Here is a 14,708-nt window from a genome sequence, read left to right as displayed (position 1 = left end):
TTTTCTTTCATATGGAATTTTAATTTTGGGGATTATTTTTTATGAATGCATGGCTCGACTTTAAGTTACTAAAGCAACGTTGTTGTTGCGTTTCGTTGAAAATAAAGACAAGTTACGTTTTTGTCAAATTTTACAAACCAATATTATAAAAAAGTGAATACATTTTTAATTTAAAATTTTATAGATGCTAGAACGATTCCTATTTCATGTTCTCCAACCCAAAAAACCGGGAATCCCAAATGAACATCACTACCTTCTCCAACAATTAAAGCCCCTATTTTTGGAATTTCTTTTTTCTTGGCAAGATTTTGTTCTGCTTTATCTTTTTTAGGAAGGACATTATTTCCTTGTCCAGGTATAATTGGTGGCATGCTATAGTAATAATTGTCTTCATTTTCTGGCGCATAATTAAAGTAGGAATTGGTTTGAGTTTTTGAAACATTATATAATCCAAAAGCACTACCCATCATAAAGCCGATGGAAGCTCCTCCTGCCACAACTCGAAGATTGCTCATTGGAGATCCCGATAGGAAGGGTAAAATAGCTGTCCCCATAGTTGCTCCAAATAAAGCTCCATAGCCCCCAGCAACAAATATATCTCGCATATCATCTTCGCTTGTAAAAGCCTGTTGGCTAAATGCTTGAGAAATCCAAGATCCGCCACTCACAAGAAGACAAAAAGTTAATAACCCTAATTTCTGACATGGTTTTAAAAATTTACTGAATCCTATATTAGTAGCCATATGCGCTCGATCTCCTAATCAAGATTTTACTCTTTTTTAGAAATGAATTGAAATGTCGCAGAAGTATGAGTCAAATCTGTTAGTGCAAAATATTCCTGAACTAAGTTTGAAATGCATGGTGTTACAAGCTCTCTAACAAATTGGATATTTTTTTTTTGCAAGATTGCTTGACAAGGTTGGCATACATACATTATTCACACTTTCACCGAGACGTACGCTGGCTTAGCTCAATTGGTAGAGCACCTGATTTGTAATCAGGCGGTTGGGGGTTCAATTCCCTTAGCCAGCTCCACGGTATCGGGGAGGTTCCAGAGTGGCTAAATGGGGCGGACTGTAAATCCGCTGTCTTACGACTTCGGCAGTTCGAATCTGCCCCTCCCCACCATATACGTTTCACCATTCTTAAGCGGGTGTAGCTCAATTGGCTAGAGCGTCAGCCTTCCAAGCTGAATGTTGAGGGATCGTGCCCCTTCACCCGCTCCAATTTCCCAGCCTTCGCTTTTTGCCTTGAATGAATTTATTATCTAAGCATACGCCCATGTAGCTCAGCGGTAGAGCACTTCCTTGGTAAGGAAGAGGTCTCCGGTTCAAGCCCGGATATGGGCTCCATTGTAGCAAAAGGTTTCTCATGCCTATCGAATTAAATCAAAATAAATTACCTAATGCTCTTTTAGTTGGTGTTCCAACTCCGGATATAACTGATAACGAGAATCAAGAGTCCCTAAAAGAACTTGAGCGTTTAGTAACAACTTTGGGCTTCTCTGTGATTGATACTATTTTTCAACGTCGCGCTTCAGCGGCTGGAGCAGTACCATTAGGTGAAGGTAAAATTAAAGAAATAGCTAAATTAACAGGCGGATCTGGAAAAATAAAAACAGGACCGCAAATTAAAAAAAACAAAGCAAAACAAAAAGCTGAGCAAGAAGATGAGGAAGAAATATCATCTGCAAATATAGAAATTGATCCAGCAAAAAAACCGCAGGCTATTGTTTTTGATTGTGAACTTACTCCTTCGCAAATATCTAATTTAAAAAGTGCTTTTGGTGTTGAAGTCCTTGATAGAACGGGTGTTATAGTTGAGATTTTCAGCAAGCACGCTAAAACTAGAGAATCTCGCTTACAAGTTGAAATAGCTCGCTTAAAATACTTGGCTCCTCGTATCCGAGAAAGTGGCGCGAGTGAACGCCAGGGAAGTGGTGCTGGAGCAAGGGGGGCTGGGGAAACAGATATTGAGCTAGATAAAAGAAGGATTCGTGACAGGATAGCAGAATTAAGAAGAGAAATTGAATCTATTCAAAAGGAACAAGGAACACGCAGAAAAAAAAGATCTGAACAGCCTTGCGTTGCCTTAGTCGGTTATACAAATGCAGGAAAATCTTCATTAATGCGGAAACTGACTGGAAGTGAAGTACTTGTAGAAGATAAACTGTTTGCAACCTTAGATACTACTGTAAGACCCCTTTATCCTGAGACGCATCCTAAAATTTTAATTTCTGATACTGTGGGATTTATTAGAAAACTTCCTCACGACTTGGTTGTCTCCTTTCGCTCAACCTTAGAAGAGGCTCTAAATGCCTCACTTTTACTCTATGTTATTGATATTTCTGATGATAGTTGGCGAACCCATTTGGAAGTCACTAAGTCTACTCTACAAGGTATTGGAGTTTTAGAAGATACAGCCTGTGTACATATTTTTAACAAGATAGATAAAGTAGAAGACAGTGTGATTCAAAGTGTTAAGTTGGAATATGCAAATTCGCTATTTATTTCTACCAAAAATACAACAGATGTAAAAACTGTATATCAATTCATCCAAGAATTTTTTGAGCAAGAAATGACTGACGAGTCTGTTTTTGTTCCTTATCAAACTATGGGTGCGGTAGGGGAAATTCGTGAAAATTTTAGGGTAATCAATGAGCGGTACGAAAATGAGGGAACATACTTTTTATTGCGTGGAAAAAAAGAATATTTTCAACGTCTAAAAGAGAGGTATCAACTAAAAAAAGAATAAATTGCTTATGATGTTAAGTTTTTTAGGAATATTTTTCGATTATAGAAATTACAAAAAAGAAAATAAAAGATTATTCAATTTAGGCTGAATCGTCACAAATAATTGATTTAAAAACAATAAAAAAATAAAAAAATGATTAAAATTAAAGCGTTTTAAAAAATTATCTTGTCTTTTGAAAACAATACAAAAAAGAAAAAGTTTTCTTAAAATAATGAGATGAGTTGAAAGTTTTTTAACGCTTTACAGTAAAAAAATACAACCCAGTTTTTGAGTATAATTGCATGAAATAAAAATGGGAGTCTTTTTTTTAGATACCTCAGTATAAAGCTTGCAATTTAAAATAAGTTGAGTTTATAACGTCCAAAGAAGCCATGAGACAAAATTGTTCGGAGGATTAAGGCTTCTTTACCAGCCCAAAAAATACCTTCCTTTGATCTCTCGCCATAGCATTGTCCTCACAAAATTATACATGCCACATTTCTTCCTCAGAAGAACGACGAAGGGATAGCACCGAACGGCTAGCCCTTTTTTATTTTAAATTTATTTTTACTTGTGAGTGTTGCTTTCTGCTTTGACCTCTTTTATTCTAATAAGGTAACGGAAAAATAACAAACAAAGGAGATTGCTATGCCTAGCAAAGACAGTAAGAAAAAGAAAAAGCAAGATAAATCAAAATCTGCTCCTGTTGCTAACCAAGCTAAGCCTCAAGAACAACAAGCTCCGCAAAAAGATTCAAAAAAGCGCTAATACAGCGCTTTTTTGATCCCACACTATTAAGATTTTATATCTTCTCTAACTTTCTGCATAGAGTTTAATTCCAAAACGTTTTCTATATATCTTTGAATGATGGGATACTTCATTACTTCTTCTTTAATGCAAAGTAATGTTGGTACTAATATAAAATCTGGTGTGCTTAACTTATCAGAAAGTAAATATTTATTTTTCTCCAGTTTTGCTAAAATAAACTCTATGCTTCGAGCAAATTTTTTCGAACTCTCCTCTGCTATGGAAGCAATACGTTTTTCAGGTGGGAATCTTTTAGTATGGAAGTATAAGTTAAAACAAATGGGATCGAGAGTAGAAGTTATAAAGTACATAGCTTCTTCATATATTGCTTGTTCTTTAAGATTAGTTTCTGAAGGAAAATAAATATTTTTCTTATATTTTTTGGCTAAGTAATGACAAATAGCGCCAGATTCTATTAATTTAACTTCTGCAGAGTTGTCTATCAAAAAAGGAACACATCCTGATGGATTTATCTGTAAATATTCTTTCGTTAAATGCTCGGACTTGCTTAAAATTAATGTTTTTTTCTCATAGGGTATTTGCATTTCTTCTAATAAAAATTTAACTCTATCGGAACGGGTAGCAGGACATTCATATAAAACGAGTGATTTGCTTGACATAGCACCATCCTTTTTGCCATGAATTTCATGTTGCTTACAAGAGCAATCAACTCTATAGGAATTTTATGAAAAATAAAACTAATCGGGAAAAAAACAATCAAGCATTTTATCTCCAAGCAAAAAAATCTTTGGGACAAAATTTTCTAAATAGTGAAGCAATTATAGATAAAATTTCTGAATCCATAGATGTTCTTTATAACATAGAAACTGAAAAATATTTACATGAAATAGGGCCTGGTTCTGGTGCGCTAACTAAAAAGCTTTTAGAAAAAAATATTAAAATCTTAGCAATTGAAAAAGATCAACGAGCTGTCGAAGGATTAATGAAGACGTTAGTGCTAGAATATCCCGATAAGTTAAATATTTTAAATCAAGATATTTTACAATGGAATCCAACGCAAGATAACAATCTTAGTAGTTCTCTTAAACCTATTTGTGTTGGAAATATTCCATACTATATTACAAGCGATATTTTGATGTGGTTTTGTAAATTTAAAAAATTTTATAGTAACGGTATTTTTATGGTACAAAAAGAAGTTGCTGATAGATTAAATGCAACTCCTGGAACAAAAGATTACGGTAGATTAACTGTGAAAGTCCAACTTTTTTTTAAAGTTGAAAAATTATTTGATGTGCCTGCTCATTTATTTGTCCCAAGACCCAAAGTGGATTCGGCAATAATTAAATTAACTCCTAATTTATTTAGTTTTAATGATGATGAAGAAGATACATCATTTGGTAAATTTACAGCAGTTTTATTTAGTGCTCGAAGAAAAATGTTACGCAGAGCTTTAGCATTGCAATTGCAAATTTTGCAACAAAAAAATCCTAAAAAAGTAGCTGATTTTTGGCAATTGGCGTCTGAGCATAATATAACTGAAGAGTCCAGACCGGATACCATATCACCAAACGTCATTTTAGCTTTTTTCAAATATTTTCAGGAAGCTGGATAAAATTTATAAAATTAATTTTATCCTAGTTTTTCATAAAGTATTTTTAATGCATCGATCATTGTAAATATTCCTATTAGGATATTTTTGTCATCAAAAATAAAAGCACAATCAAGTTTTTTATCTATCAGTTCATTAATTACATCTTTTAAAAAAGAATCTGCTTTTACTTGAATAAATTTTTGTGTCATAAAATCTTTTGCTAAAAATTCATGAGAAGAAGCAAAAGCTTTTACTATTTGGACATCATTTTCTGAAATAAGACCATAGTGATTTTCATCTAAGATAGGCATATGACGAATACCTAATTTTTTTATCATTTCTTCAATTTTTCATATTTCAGTTTTTCCTGAGACGGTTTTAGGAACAGGGGTCATGTAAGTAGAAACGTGCATTTTAATTCCTATCTTTTTAAAGTTTCTTAAAGATATTTTATTTGAAATTTGTTTCTTTAGTCAATCGTAAAAATTTAATAATAAAAATGATAATCATTATCATTAAGCGAAGTGTTTTTTGCATATTGGATTTTTGAATGGGAAAATTTTTCAGAGTAAATATTTGTTAAAATAAATTAATTATTTTTATAAATTTTTAAAATTTATTCTTGATAGTGACGAAAGTTAACTTTGATTTTGGTTATGATTTAGTCCTGTTTCGATCTGATAGTTGTATTACAGATTTGCTATAAAAGATTAATCGTTTTATATGTGGAAAAGGGAGAGTGTTTAGCTTAAATTATATGTTGCTTATTCACTGTTAATTTGACTTTATTTAGGAGAATTGCTCTATGTCAGCAAATTCTGGTTTTTTAACGAGTTCCATTGGTAAAAAATACTTTATGGCATTAACGGCAACTGTATGGTCGCTGTTTGTGATGGTGCACATGCTTGGTAATATTTTGATATTTGTCAGTGCTGAAGCATATAACAAATATTCACATGCATTAACTTCAAATCCAGTTATTTATTTAGCCGAATTATTTTTAGTGCTTGTTCTTTTGATACATGCCTTCACTGGTTTTACTTTATTCATTCGTAATAGATCAACAAAACCAAAATTTTATTCTGTTACTCCTGTAAGAGTGAAGTCTGCATCTATTTCATCTAGGACAATGATCTATACAGGAACAATTATTCTTGCATTTATTATCTGGCATTTAATTACATTCAAATGGGGTGAAATGTATTTTGTTACTTATGACGGTATCCAGATGCGAGATATATATAAATTAGTTGTAGAAAAATTTAAGGATCCTTTTTATGTTGCTTCTTATTCTGTAATTATGATTCTTATAGGCGTTCATTTATATCATGGTGTTCAATCTATTTTTCAATCGCTTGGAATAAGTCACCCAAGGTATAACAAATTTTTTAAATATTTTGGCTATACTTATGCTGTAGTTGTTGCTGCAGGTTTCTTTTCTCAACCAATTTACGTTTTTCTAGCAAGGTAACAAATTATGACATTCAACTTTGATTCAAAATGCCCTACAGGCCCAATTGAAGATAGATGGACAAATCACCGTTTTTCCTCAAAACTTGTAAACCCTGCCAATAGAAGAAAACATTCAATTATAATTGTGGGAAGTGGTCTAGCTGGAGCGTCAGCTGCCGCTTCGCTTGGGGAAATGGGATATCATGTAAAGTGTTTTTTTATTCATGATTCTCCACGTAGAGCGCACTCTATTGCAGCGCAAGGTGGAATAAATGCAGCGAAAAATTATAAAAATGATGGCGATTCAATATACCGCTTATTTTACGAAACAATAAAAGGCGGTGATTATCGTGCCCGTGAATCGAATGTGCATAGATTAGCGGAATGTTCTGTTCGAATTATTGACCATTGTGTTGCTTTAGGTGTTCCTTTTGCGCGGGAATATGGCGGTCTATTAGATACGCGTTCCTTTGGTGGGACACAAGTTTCTAGAACTTTTTATGCAAGAGGACAAACAGGACAACAACTTTTAATCGGCGCTTATCAAGCCATGATGCGGCAAGTTTCAGAAGGAAGTGTTGAAATGTATCCGCGCTCTGAAATGTTGGAACTTGTTGTAATTGATGGTCAGGCAAGAGGTATTATCGTTCGTAATTTGATAACAGGTGAACTTGGAGCGCATCATGCAGATGCTGTTGTTTTAGCAACTGGCGGATATGGGAATGTATTTTATTTATCCACCAATGCAAAAGCTTCTAATGCTACTGCTATTTGGCGTGCCCATAAAAAAGGTGCTTTATTTGCAAATCCTTGCTACACACAAATACATCCAACATGTATTCCAGTTTCAGGCGATCATCAATCTAAGTTAACACTCATGTCAGAATCACTTAGAAATGATGGGCGTTGCTGGGTTCCAAAAAATTTGAACGATACTCGTGCTCCAGTTCAAATTCCTGAGAATGAAAGAGATTATTATTTAGAAAGACGTTATCCAAGTTTTGGAAACTTAGTACCACGCGATGTGGCTTCAAGAGCAGCAAAATTAGAATGCGATAATGGACATGGTGTAGGCCCTTCTAAATTAGCTGTTTACTTAGATTTCCAAGATTCAATTAATCGTTTAGGCGAAGATAAAATTCGTGAAAAATACGGAAATTTATTTCAAATGTATGAAAAAATTACCGGTGAAAATCCTTATAAAACACCAATGCGTATTTATCCTGCAGTGCATTATACAATGGGAGGATTGTGGGTAGACTATAATTTACAATCTACAATTCCTGGTTTGCATGTTCTTGGTGAAGCTAACTTTTCAGATCATGGTGCTAACCGTTTAGGTGCATCTGCATTAATGCAAGGTCTAGCTGATGGATATTTCGTTATTCCGACAACATTAACTCATTATATTGGTGGTGCTAATTTACAAAAGATAACAACTGATAGGCCTGAGTTTAAAGAAGCAATGAATAATGTAAAAGAAAGAACTCAAAAACTTTTAGGAATAAAAGGAAGTAAAACAGTTGATCAATTCCATCGTCAACTAGGTCATATTATCTGGGATTACTGTGGAATGGCTAGAAATAAAGAAGGTCTTGAAAAAGCTTTAAAAGAAATTCCTAAAATTAAAGAAGAGTTTTGGCAAAATGTTTCCATTGTTGGCAATGGCGATCAATTAAACCAAGAACTTGAAAAAGCCGGACGAGTTGCCGATCTTATTGAACTTGGAGAAACTATGTGCCTCGATGCTCTTGCAAGAGAAGAATCTTGTGGAGGACATTTTAGAGAAGAGCATCAAACCCCAGATAATGAAGCAAAGAGAGATGATGTTAATTTTGCCCATGTAGCTGCTTGGGAATTTAAAGGTGAAGGGAAAAAACCTGAAAGACATGTTGAAGAACTAAAATTTGAATATTGTCACCCAACTCAACGTAGCTATAAGTAAACAAAAAGGATTAAGACCTTATGGATAAATCAAATGCACATAAAATGATGACTTTACATTTAAAGGTTTGGAGACAATCAGGTCCGCACGCCAATGGAAAGTTAGTTGATTATGAACTAAATAATGTAAATCCGGATATGTCGTTCTTAGAAATGCTCGATATATTAAATCAAAAATTAATTCAAAAGGGTGAAGAACCTGTAGCTTTTGATCATGACTGTCGTGAAGGAATTTGTGGTTCCTGCTCAATGGTAATAGATGGCAATCCGCATGGACCACAAACATCAACAACAGCTTGTCAATTGCACATGCGCCATTATCAAGATGGTCAAACTATAGTGATTGAACCATTCCTTGCAAAAGCATTCCCTATTATTAAAGATCTAGTTGTAGATAGAAGCGCACTAGATCGTATTATTCAAGCTGGTGGTTATATTTCTGTAAATACAGGAAGTGCTCCAGATGGAAATGCAATCCCAGTGCCGAAAGAAAATGCTGATCTCGCATTTGATGCAGCAACTTGTATTGGCTGTGGAGCTTGTGTTGCTGCTTGTCGTAATGGATCCGCAATGTTGTTTCTTTCTGCGAAAGTGTCACAACTTTCTTTGTTACCTCAAGGGCAAGCTGAAAGTTCCCAGCGAGTAGCAAAAATGGTCTATCAAATGGATTCTGAAGACTTTGGTTCTTGTACCAATATGGGGAGCTGTGCAGGTGCTTGTCCAAAAGATATTAGCTTAGAAAATATTGCACGACTCAATAGAGAATTTATGAAGTCTATGATTTCTGGAAGAAAAAGTTATCCAGGACGTAAATTAGGATCAAGCGAAGGTTCACCTGCCTAAGAAAATTTTTTGTTATTTAGATAAAAAATCCATAGGAAAATATTTTATGGATTTTTTACTAGGTAAAAAAGAGAGTCAAATTTTACCTGTTTTATATCCACGATCAATAAGATTAAAATAAATTTAATAAAAAAATGTACTATAAATTGCAAAGGTAAACGTATGTTAAAATCATGTGTTAAGTTGCTTGTAATTTTCACTGCTTTTCATACAACAGTATCATTTGCTCATCCTGAAGAACTTTTTTCAAATGTCATTCCACCAGAGAATACAAATGAAAAAGATTTAAAACTAAAAATTGAGATAGAAAATAAAAAATTTCAATCGCTAGAAGCTTTTGCTAAAGTATTAAACTTACTTGAAGCAAATTATGTTGATCCTAAAGCAGTAAATCCTGATGTTTTAATTGAAAAAGCCCTAAAAGGGATGACTGCAGATTTAGATCCTCACACAACATATTTAACAGCAAAGCAGTATTCGGATTTTAGTTCTGATACGAGTGGCAAATTTGGGGGAATTGGGGTTGTCATAAACCCAGCCGGTGGGAAATTAGAGATTGTAGAGATTGTAGAGAATTCTCCTGCACAACGCGCTGGATTAAAACCAGGAGATATTATTTATTCAGTTGGAAATATTATTGTAAATCAAAAAACTATAGAAGAAGCACTCAGTAAAATGCGCGGTGTAGTAGGAAGCAGTATAACAATAGAATATTTTACTCCAGATAAAAATGGAAAACAGAGTTTTATAAAAAAAACAACAATTGAAAGAGAAATTATTCGAAGTAACAGTGCTTCTATTGCGGAACTTTCCACAGGATATGCGTATACTAAATTAACTATTTTTCAAGAAGATGCTTCAGAACAATTAGGCAAGTACATTAAAAATTTTGAAACAAAAAATAATGGAAAAATTAAAGGATTAATTTTAGATTTGCGAAATAATCCAGGAGGGTTATTAGAACAGGCGGTTAAAGTAACTAATTTATTTATCGACTCTGGTATCATAGTTTCAACTGTAGGACGAGATATCAATAAACCTGATGATGTAGAATATGCAATTAAAAGAAATACATTATCAAGTTTTCCTATGATAGTCCTTGTTAATGAAGGTACGGCTAGTGCAAGTGAAATAGTTGCAGGTGCACTCCAAGATAGAGAGCGGGCAATTATCATGGGTAGTCAAACATTTGGTAAGGGGAGTGTACAAAATATTATTCCATTACCAAATGGTGGAGCTTTAAAAATGACTATTGCTAGGTATTTCACCCCAAAAGGGAGGAGTATTCAGGCTAAAGGCATTACACCAGATATTCCCCTAATATCGCAATCGGTACTTGGAAAAGTTCAGCAATTACAACAAAATGAGAGTCCCCAAATCCGTTATCCCAGAAGAGAAGCTGATTTAGAAAAACATATTGAAGCAAAAGATCAGGATACTATTTCTTTACAAAACAAACAAAATGAAAATGATATAGAAATCAGTAAATGGCCAGCTCAACTTCGGGAAGATTACCAAGTAAAAAGTGCATATCTTTATTTAAAAAGTATGGGGAAATACGCTTTTAATCAAGATAATTTAAAATAAACTTATCTTTTTTATACTTCTGTCATATATCAGTCCTGTAAGGATTATATCCTTAAATTATAAAGGCTTGAAAATGACACAATACATAATTGTTGGTTCTGGAATATTAGGTTTATCACTAGCTGAATATTTAACCAGACAAAGTATTCCTGCAAATGAATTAAAAATTATTTCAACAGAAAACGAAAAATCAGGTTCTTCTGCAGCTGCAGCAAATTTAGCGACAAAGGGTCAGTTATTTGCTAGAGATCCGCATTTTAAATTAAAATTAGATAGTAAAATGAATTATAAAAATTGGTTGCAGATGTTAATAAATGAACTTAATAATTCTGAATATAAAATAGATAGTATTTATAAAGAAGGAAAAGGAATTGAATATTTTGCAACTAATGATGAAATGTTAGAGCATTTTAAAAGAGTCAAACAAAGTGACACTGAACTTAAAAAAAGAAATTTACCCTTAGATAGTATTCAAAAAAATAATAATTCAATTATTTATGCAAATGAGGCTTGGGTAGATGCTAAAAAATTATTGCAATTATTACGCCATATTCTTTTAAAGAGAGATGTAATAATCGAAAAAAAAGAATTTAATTTAGACTACTATAATAATTTGATAAAAAATTATGATTGTAAAAATATTATATTCTGTGTTGGAGCCTGGACAAAATCATTATTACAAGAACTACAATTTACTTTGCCAAAAGAATTTGAGAAAGAAAGATTAACAATAGGCTCTACATTTATGGGAGAAAAATTATTTCATTTAAATGAATATGCATTAATTGAAAAAAACTCTTTAAAGACAAAAGAAAAAATTACGTTGAGTGGTACCAATAGTATAAATTACATTTCTTCTTCAACAGTAAAAATTGACAAATTAACAGATAATATTAATTTTGATAAACTATCAGAAAAAAATAAAAAATTATTAGATTTTTTACAAAACTTATCTATTGATTTTTCATTTAAAAATTTAGATTTAAGTGCTTTAAAACAAATTGATGGTTACCGAGTAGGATTTGGACATTCTGAAATTGTTATAACAGAATTGCAATCAAAAAGTTCGGGTATTAGATCATTTGTTTGTGCTGGAGCCCATAAAAGTGGTTTTTTATTTGCTCCAGTAATTGGTGAAAGAATGCAAAAAATGCTCTTTTAAAGATAAGTAAATAGGTTATTTTATAATTAAATCCTTTAATAAAGGTATATTATGAAATACATTTTTTTTAATTTTAAAAATATTGGTTTTTTATTAATTTATCTTGCTAGTGTTAGTGCATATGCGCAAGATCCTATACCAGATTTTAAATCAATTCCTCCTGAGTATAAGCAACCAGCACAATCGAGTATGCAAGAAACTCCTATGCAAGTAGCACCTTTACAAGGGAGTGGTGTGCAAAGAGTTGGAAGCGTACCAATTCCTATTACAAATCAGTCTTTAGAGCTTATGAATGCCCCTTCGGTAACCTTGCAAAGACCGCAAGGAGTTGCGGTTCAACCAGTTCCAATGAGTCCAAGGAAGTTACCTTATGAATCAACTTTAATGTCAGGAAGAATCATCTACTTGAATGGAGTAAATATAAACTCAATAAAGAATCAGGATTTAGAAAATGTAAATGTAAGAATTGATGGCAGTGGTAATATCTATATCGATGCTCCTCACTACGACATTTCTGTTGAGCAGAGCTATCATCCTTTAATGCCTGGTGAATTGCCTAAATTCCAAAAAACAGAATTTATTGATCCAAATTTGCCAAAAGGCACTTATTCAAAAGAAACTGGAAAATCAATTATGAAAGAGGAAAAACAATCTCCTTTATTGCCAAAAGGATTTTCATCGAAAGTTCCTATACAAGACCAAGCTCCAATCAAGGAAAAACCTTCCTCACAAGATATGGATGGTGAAGACATTAAAATTAATGGTAATGAAAATACTAATGCGAATAAAGATAATTCTAAAGAAAAAGTTGAAAAAAACGAATAATTATTTAGATATATTAATAAATTACAATTTTAATATGACTTAGTTTTTAGTTTGACATAATATTTTTTTTAAAATAATGTCTTAAATTTAATAACGTTTTTTGTTATTATCATACTAACAATAGGTATATTATTCGTGAAATTAATAAATATTCTTGAGAATAAAAATATAATAGGAATTGTTGCAGCTTTATGTTGTGTTGCTGCAACGGGAATTGGATTTGGGTTATCATTGCCATTATTGTCAATTTTAATGAAAAACATGGGATACTCTTCATCAGTAATTGGTCTAAATACGGCTATGCCAGCTTTAGCTGCGATGTTACTTTCTCCACTATTTGTGAAATATTTAGAAAAATATGGACTAAAATTTTTTATTTTCTTTTGTGTAGTAGTTTCTATTTTATCTTTCTTTAGTTTTTATTTTACTCAAGTTTTGTTGTTCTGGTTTTTACTAAGATTTATTTTTGGTGCTTGTTTAGACGCTATTTTTGTTGCAAGTGAAACATGGATTGCAGAATTATCTAATGATCAAATCCGTGGAAGAATAATGGGTATTTTTTCTTCTTGTTTGAGTATTGGTTATTTTACCGGTGCAGGTATTTTAACAATTACTGGGTCTCAAGGTTTGCTTCCGTTTATAGTAGGGTCTATTTTTCTTGCTCTCGTTTTAGTTCCATTATTTATCGCAAAAAATAAAATTCCCAACATAACTACTGAAGAAAAAACTCCTTTAATCCCAATTATATTATCAACCCCAATCGCTATGTTTGCTGCTGTTGTTTATGGATATTTAGAAACTTCAGCATTTAATTTACTCCCCATATTTGGAGAAAAAAATGGGTTAACTGAAAGAGTTTCTGTTTCGTTATTGATTTCAGTCGGGTTAGGCCAGGCCTGTTTGCAATATTTTATAGGTGCTGTAGCAGATAAATATGGTGCTCTAAAATCTTTATTCGTTTGTGTTTTATTAGGAATTTTAGGAGCAATTGGTATAAAATTATTTATTTTGCAGCCTATTGTATTATATGCTATCTTGTTTTTTTGGGGAGCTTGTATCTCAGGGTTTTATACTTTAGCCTTAATTATAGTCGGAAATAAATATCAAGGAAGCAGCTTAGCGGGAGGAAATTCAGCCATTGTTGCAATGTTTGGTTTGGGCTCATTAATTGGTCCGCCAATAGTTGGAGTGAGTATGCTTTATTCAGATACTAACGGATTCTTTTTAGCCATTTTATTTCCAGTTGCGGTTTATGGAGTTGAGCTAAGTAGAGTTATGCTCAAAGGCGAGAGGGTAAGTTGAAACTATCTATTTACTTTATTTTATTAAAGTTCTTTAAGCTCTATCAGAAATGTGTTGGAATTACAACTCATGGGGTAAGAGCAATTATTTTAAATAAAAAGAATGAAGTTTTACTAGTAAAACACACTTATACTTCGGGCTGGCATTTTCCTGGAGGCGGTGTTGATAAAGGAGAGTCTCCAAGACAAGCAATTATTCGTGAGATAAAAGAAGAGGTAGCTGTAACTCCTTTAAATTCACCTGAAATTATAGATTGTTATTTGAATTATTATTTAGGAGTAGATGATATTGTAACATTATATCTTATAAAAGAATTCCAAATAGAAGAATTTGAGAGTAATAAAGAAATTGCAGAAGCAAAATGGTTTTCTGTAACAGCTCTTCCTTTAGAAGTATCAAAAGCAACAAAAAAGCGAGTAGCTGAGATATTTTTAGGGCAAAAAAAGGTTGATGAGCGTTGGTAATAATTTTATTAGAATATTTGTTTATAAGAAGGATTTC

Annotated in this window: 13 protein-coding genes and 4 tRNA genes; 14 read left to right on the top strand and 3 right to left on the bottom strand. The window is 32.7% G+C overall.

The annotated features are described in order from the left end of the window. Positions 1–170 precede the first annotated feature (170 nt). The gene (locus GOY08_RS12865; RefSeq protein ID WP_158999321.1) at positions 171–743 is read right to left on the bottom strand and encodes a hypothetical protein; all 573 of its coding nucleotides are present in this window, start codon (positions 741–743) and stop codon (positions 171–173) included. A gap of 216 nt (positions 744–959) precedes the next feature. On the opposite strand from GOY08_RS12865, the gene GOY08_RS12860 reads away from it, so the two are divergent. The 5 genes from GOY08_RS12860 to hflX all read left to right on the top strand — a co-directional run bounded on the left by GOY08_RS12860 (position 960) and on the right by hflX (position 2,754). After that, a tRNA-Thr gene (locus tag GOY08_RS12860) sits at positions 960–1,035 on the top strand. Positions 1,036–1,042: 7 nt separating this feature from the next. Beyond that, positions 1,043–1,128, top strand: a tRNA-Tyr gene (locus GOY08_RS12855). Positions 1,129–1,149: 21 nt separating this feature from the next. Continuing rightward, positions 1,150–1,226 (top strand) — tRNA-Gly (locus GOY08_RS12850). Between the two features lie 51 nt (positions 1,227–1,277). Beyond that, positions 1,278–1,352 (top strand) — tRNA-Thr (locus GOY08_RS12845). 19 nt (positions 1,353–1,371) lie between these two features. Continuing rightward, positions 1,372–2,754, top strand: a complete 1,383-nt coding sequence (hflX, locus tag GOY08_RS12840; protein WP_158999320.1) for a GTPase HflX — start codon at positions 1,372–1,374, stop codon at positions 2,752–2,754. 773 nt (positions 2,755–3,527) lie between these two features. Here the strand turns inward: hflX and GOY08_RS12835 are convergent. Beyond that, the gene (locus GOY08_RS12835) at positions 3,528–4,160 is read right to left on the bottom strand and encodes a glutathione S-transferase family protein (protein ID WP_158999319.1); all 633 of its coding nucleotides are present in this window, start codon (positions 4,158–4,160) and stop codon (positions 3,528–3,530) included. 65 nt (positions 4,161–4,225) lie between these two features. On the opposite strand from GOY08_RS12835, the gene rsmA reads away from it, so the two are divergent. Beyond that, positions 4,226–5,113, top strand: a complete 888-nt coding sequence (rsmA, locus tag GOY08_RS12830; protein ID WP_158999318.1) for a 16S rRNA (adenine(1518)-N(6)/adenine(1519)-N(6))-dimethyltransferase RsmA — start codon at positions 4,226–4,228, stop codon at positions 5,111–5,113. A 17-nt stretch (positions 5,114–5,130) separates the two neighbouring features. Here the strand turns inward: rsmA and GOY08_RS12825 are convergent, their stop codons facing one another. Then, positions 5,131–5,430 carry a CBS domain-containing protein gene (locus GOY08_RS12825; protein ID WP_158999317.1) on the bottom strand — a complete coding sequence of 100 codons (300 nt, stop codon included), beginning with the start codon at positions 5,428–5,430 and terminating at the stop codon, positions 5,131–5,133. Between the two features lie 467 nt (positions 5,431–5,897). Here GOY08_RS12825 and GOY08_RS12820 point away from each other — a divergent pair, with 467 nt between their 5' ends. The 8 genes from GOY08_RS12820 (at position 5,898) to GOY08_RS12785 (ending at position 14,671) form a co-directional block, all read left to right on the top strand. Beyond that, a complete protein-coding gene (locus GOY08_RS12820) occupies positions 5,898–6,563 on the top strand; it encodes a succinate dehydrogenase cytochrome b subunit (protein WP_158999316.1) in 666 nt (221 codons plus the stop codon). Positions 6,564–6,569: 6 nt separating this feature from the next. Further along, positions 6,570–8,489, top strand: coding sequence for a fumarate reductase/succinate dehydrogenase flavoprotein subunit (locus GOY08_RS12815; RefSeq protein WP_158999315.1), 1,920 nt, complete (start codon positions 6,570–6,572; stop codon positions 8,487–8,489). A 20-nt stretch (positions 8,490–8,509) separates the two neighbouring features. Continuing rightward, on the top strand, positions 8,510–9,331 hold the full coding sequence (locus tag GOY08_RS12810; protein ID WP_202914062.1) for a succinate dehydrogenase/fumarate reductase iron-sulfur subunit: 822 nt from the start codon (positions 8,510–8,512) through the stop codon (positions 9,329–9,331). A gap of 162 nt (positions 9,332–9,493) precedes the next feature. Next, positions 9,494–10,918 (top strand): S41 family peptidase, encoded by a 1,425-nt coding sequence (locus GOY08_RS12805; protein ID WP_158999314.1) that lies wholly within the window; start codon positions 9,494–9,496, stop codon positions 10,916–10,918. A gap of 73 nt (positions 10,919–10,991) precedes the next feature. Then, positions 10,992–12,080 (top strand): FAD-dependent oxidoreductase, encoded by a 1,089-nt coding sequence (locus GOY08_RS12800; RefSeq protein WP_158999313.1) that lies wholly within the window; start codon positions 10,992–10,994, stop codon positions 12,078–12,080. A 51-nt stretch (positions 12,081–12,131) separates the two neighbouring features. Further along, positions 12,132–12,905 carry a hypothetical protein gene (locus tag GOY08_RS12795; protein WP_158999312.1) on the top strand — a complete coding sequence of 258 codons (774 nt, stop codon included), beginning with the start codon at positions 12,132–12,134 and terminating at the stop codon, positions 12,903–12,905. A gap of 135 nt (positions 12,906–13,040) precedes the next feature. Then, positions 13,041–14,207, top strand: a complete 1,167-nt coding sequence (locus GOY08_RS12790) for an MFS transporter (protein ID WP_158999311.1) — start codon at positions 13,041–13,043, stop codon at positions 14,205–14,207. Continuing rightward, positions 14,204–14,671: an NUDIX domain-containing protein gene (locus GOY08_RS12785; protein WP_158999310.1), complete on the top strand. Its 468-nt coding sequence runs from the start codon at positions 14,204–14,206 to the stop codon at positions 14,669–14,671. The genes GOY08_RS12790 and GOY08_RS12785 overlap by 4 nt, the downstream gene beginning before the upstream one ends. The last annotated feature ends 37 nt before the right edge of the window (positions 14,672–14,708 follow it).

Origin of the sequence: Pigmentibacter ruber (genome assembly GCF_009792895.1) — a bacterium.
GTDB lineage: Bacteria > Bdellovibrionota_B > Oligoflexia > Silvanigrellales > Silvanigrellaceae > Silvanigrella > Silvanigrella rubra.
The sequence above is the reverse complement of the archived record's forward strand: the minus strand, read 5'-3'. Positions and strand labels throughout refer to the sequence as shown.

Coding starts and splice junctions, on each gene's coding strand:
- rsmA (WP_158999318.1), top strand. CDS start 4,226: ATGAAAAATAAAACTAATCGGGAAAAAAACAATCAAGCATTTTATCTC.
- GOY08_RS12825 (WP_158999317.1), bottom strand. CDS start 5,430: ATGATAAAAAAATTAGGTATTCGTCATATGCCTATCTTAGATGAAAAT.
- GOY08_RS12815 (WP_158999315.1), top strand. CDS start 6,570: ATGACATTCAACTTTGATTCAAAATGCCCTACAGGCCCAATTGAAGAT.
- GOY08_RS12800 (WP_158999313.1), top strand. CDS start 10,992: ATGACACAATACATAATTGTTGGTTCTGGAATATTAGGTTTATCACTA.
- GOY08_RS12820 (WP_158999316.1), top strand. CDS start 5,898: ATGTCAGCAAATTCTGGTTTTTTAACGAGTTCCATTGGTAAAAAATAC.
- GOY08_RS12865 (WP_158999321.1), bottom strand. CDS start 743: ATGGCTACTAATATAGGATTCAGTAAATTTTTAAAACCATGTCAGAAA.
- GOY08_RS12835 (WP_158999319.1), bottom strand. CDS start 4,160: ATGTCAAGCAAATCACTCGTTTTATATGAATGTCCTGCTACCCGTTCC.
- GOY08_RS12805 (WP_158999314.1), top strand. CDS start 9,494: ATGTTAAAATCATGTGTTAAGTTGCTTGTAATTTTCACTGCTTTTCAT.
- hflX (WP_158999320.1), top strand. CDS start 1,372: ATGCCTATCGAATTAAATCAAAATAAATTACCTAATGCTCTTTTAGTT.
- GOY08_RS12810 (WP_202914062.1), top strand. CDS start 8,510: ATGGATAAATCAAATGCACATAAAATGATGACTTTACATTTAAAGGTT.
- GOY08_RS12795 (WP_158999312.1), top strand. CDS start 12,132: ATGAAATACATTTTTTTTAATTTTAAAAATATTGGTTTTTTATTAATT.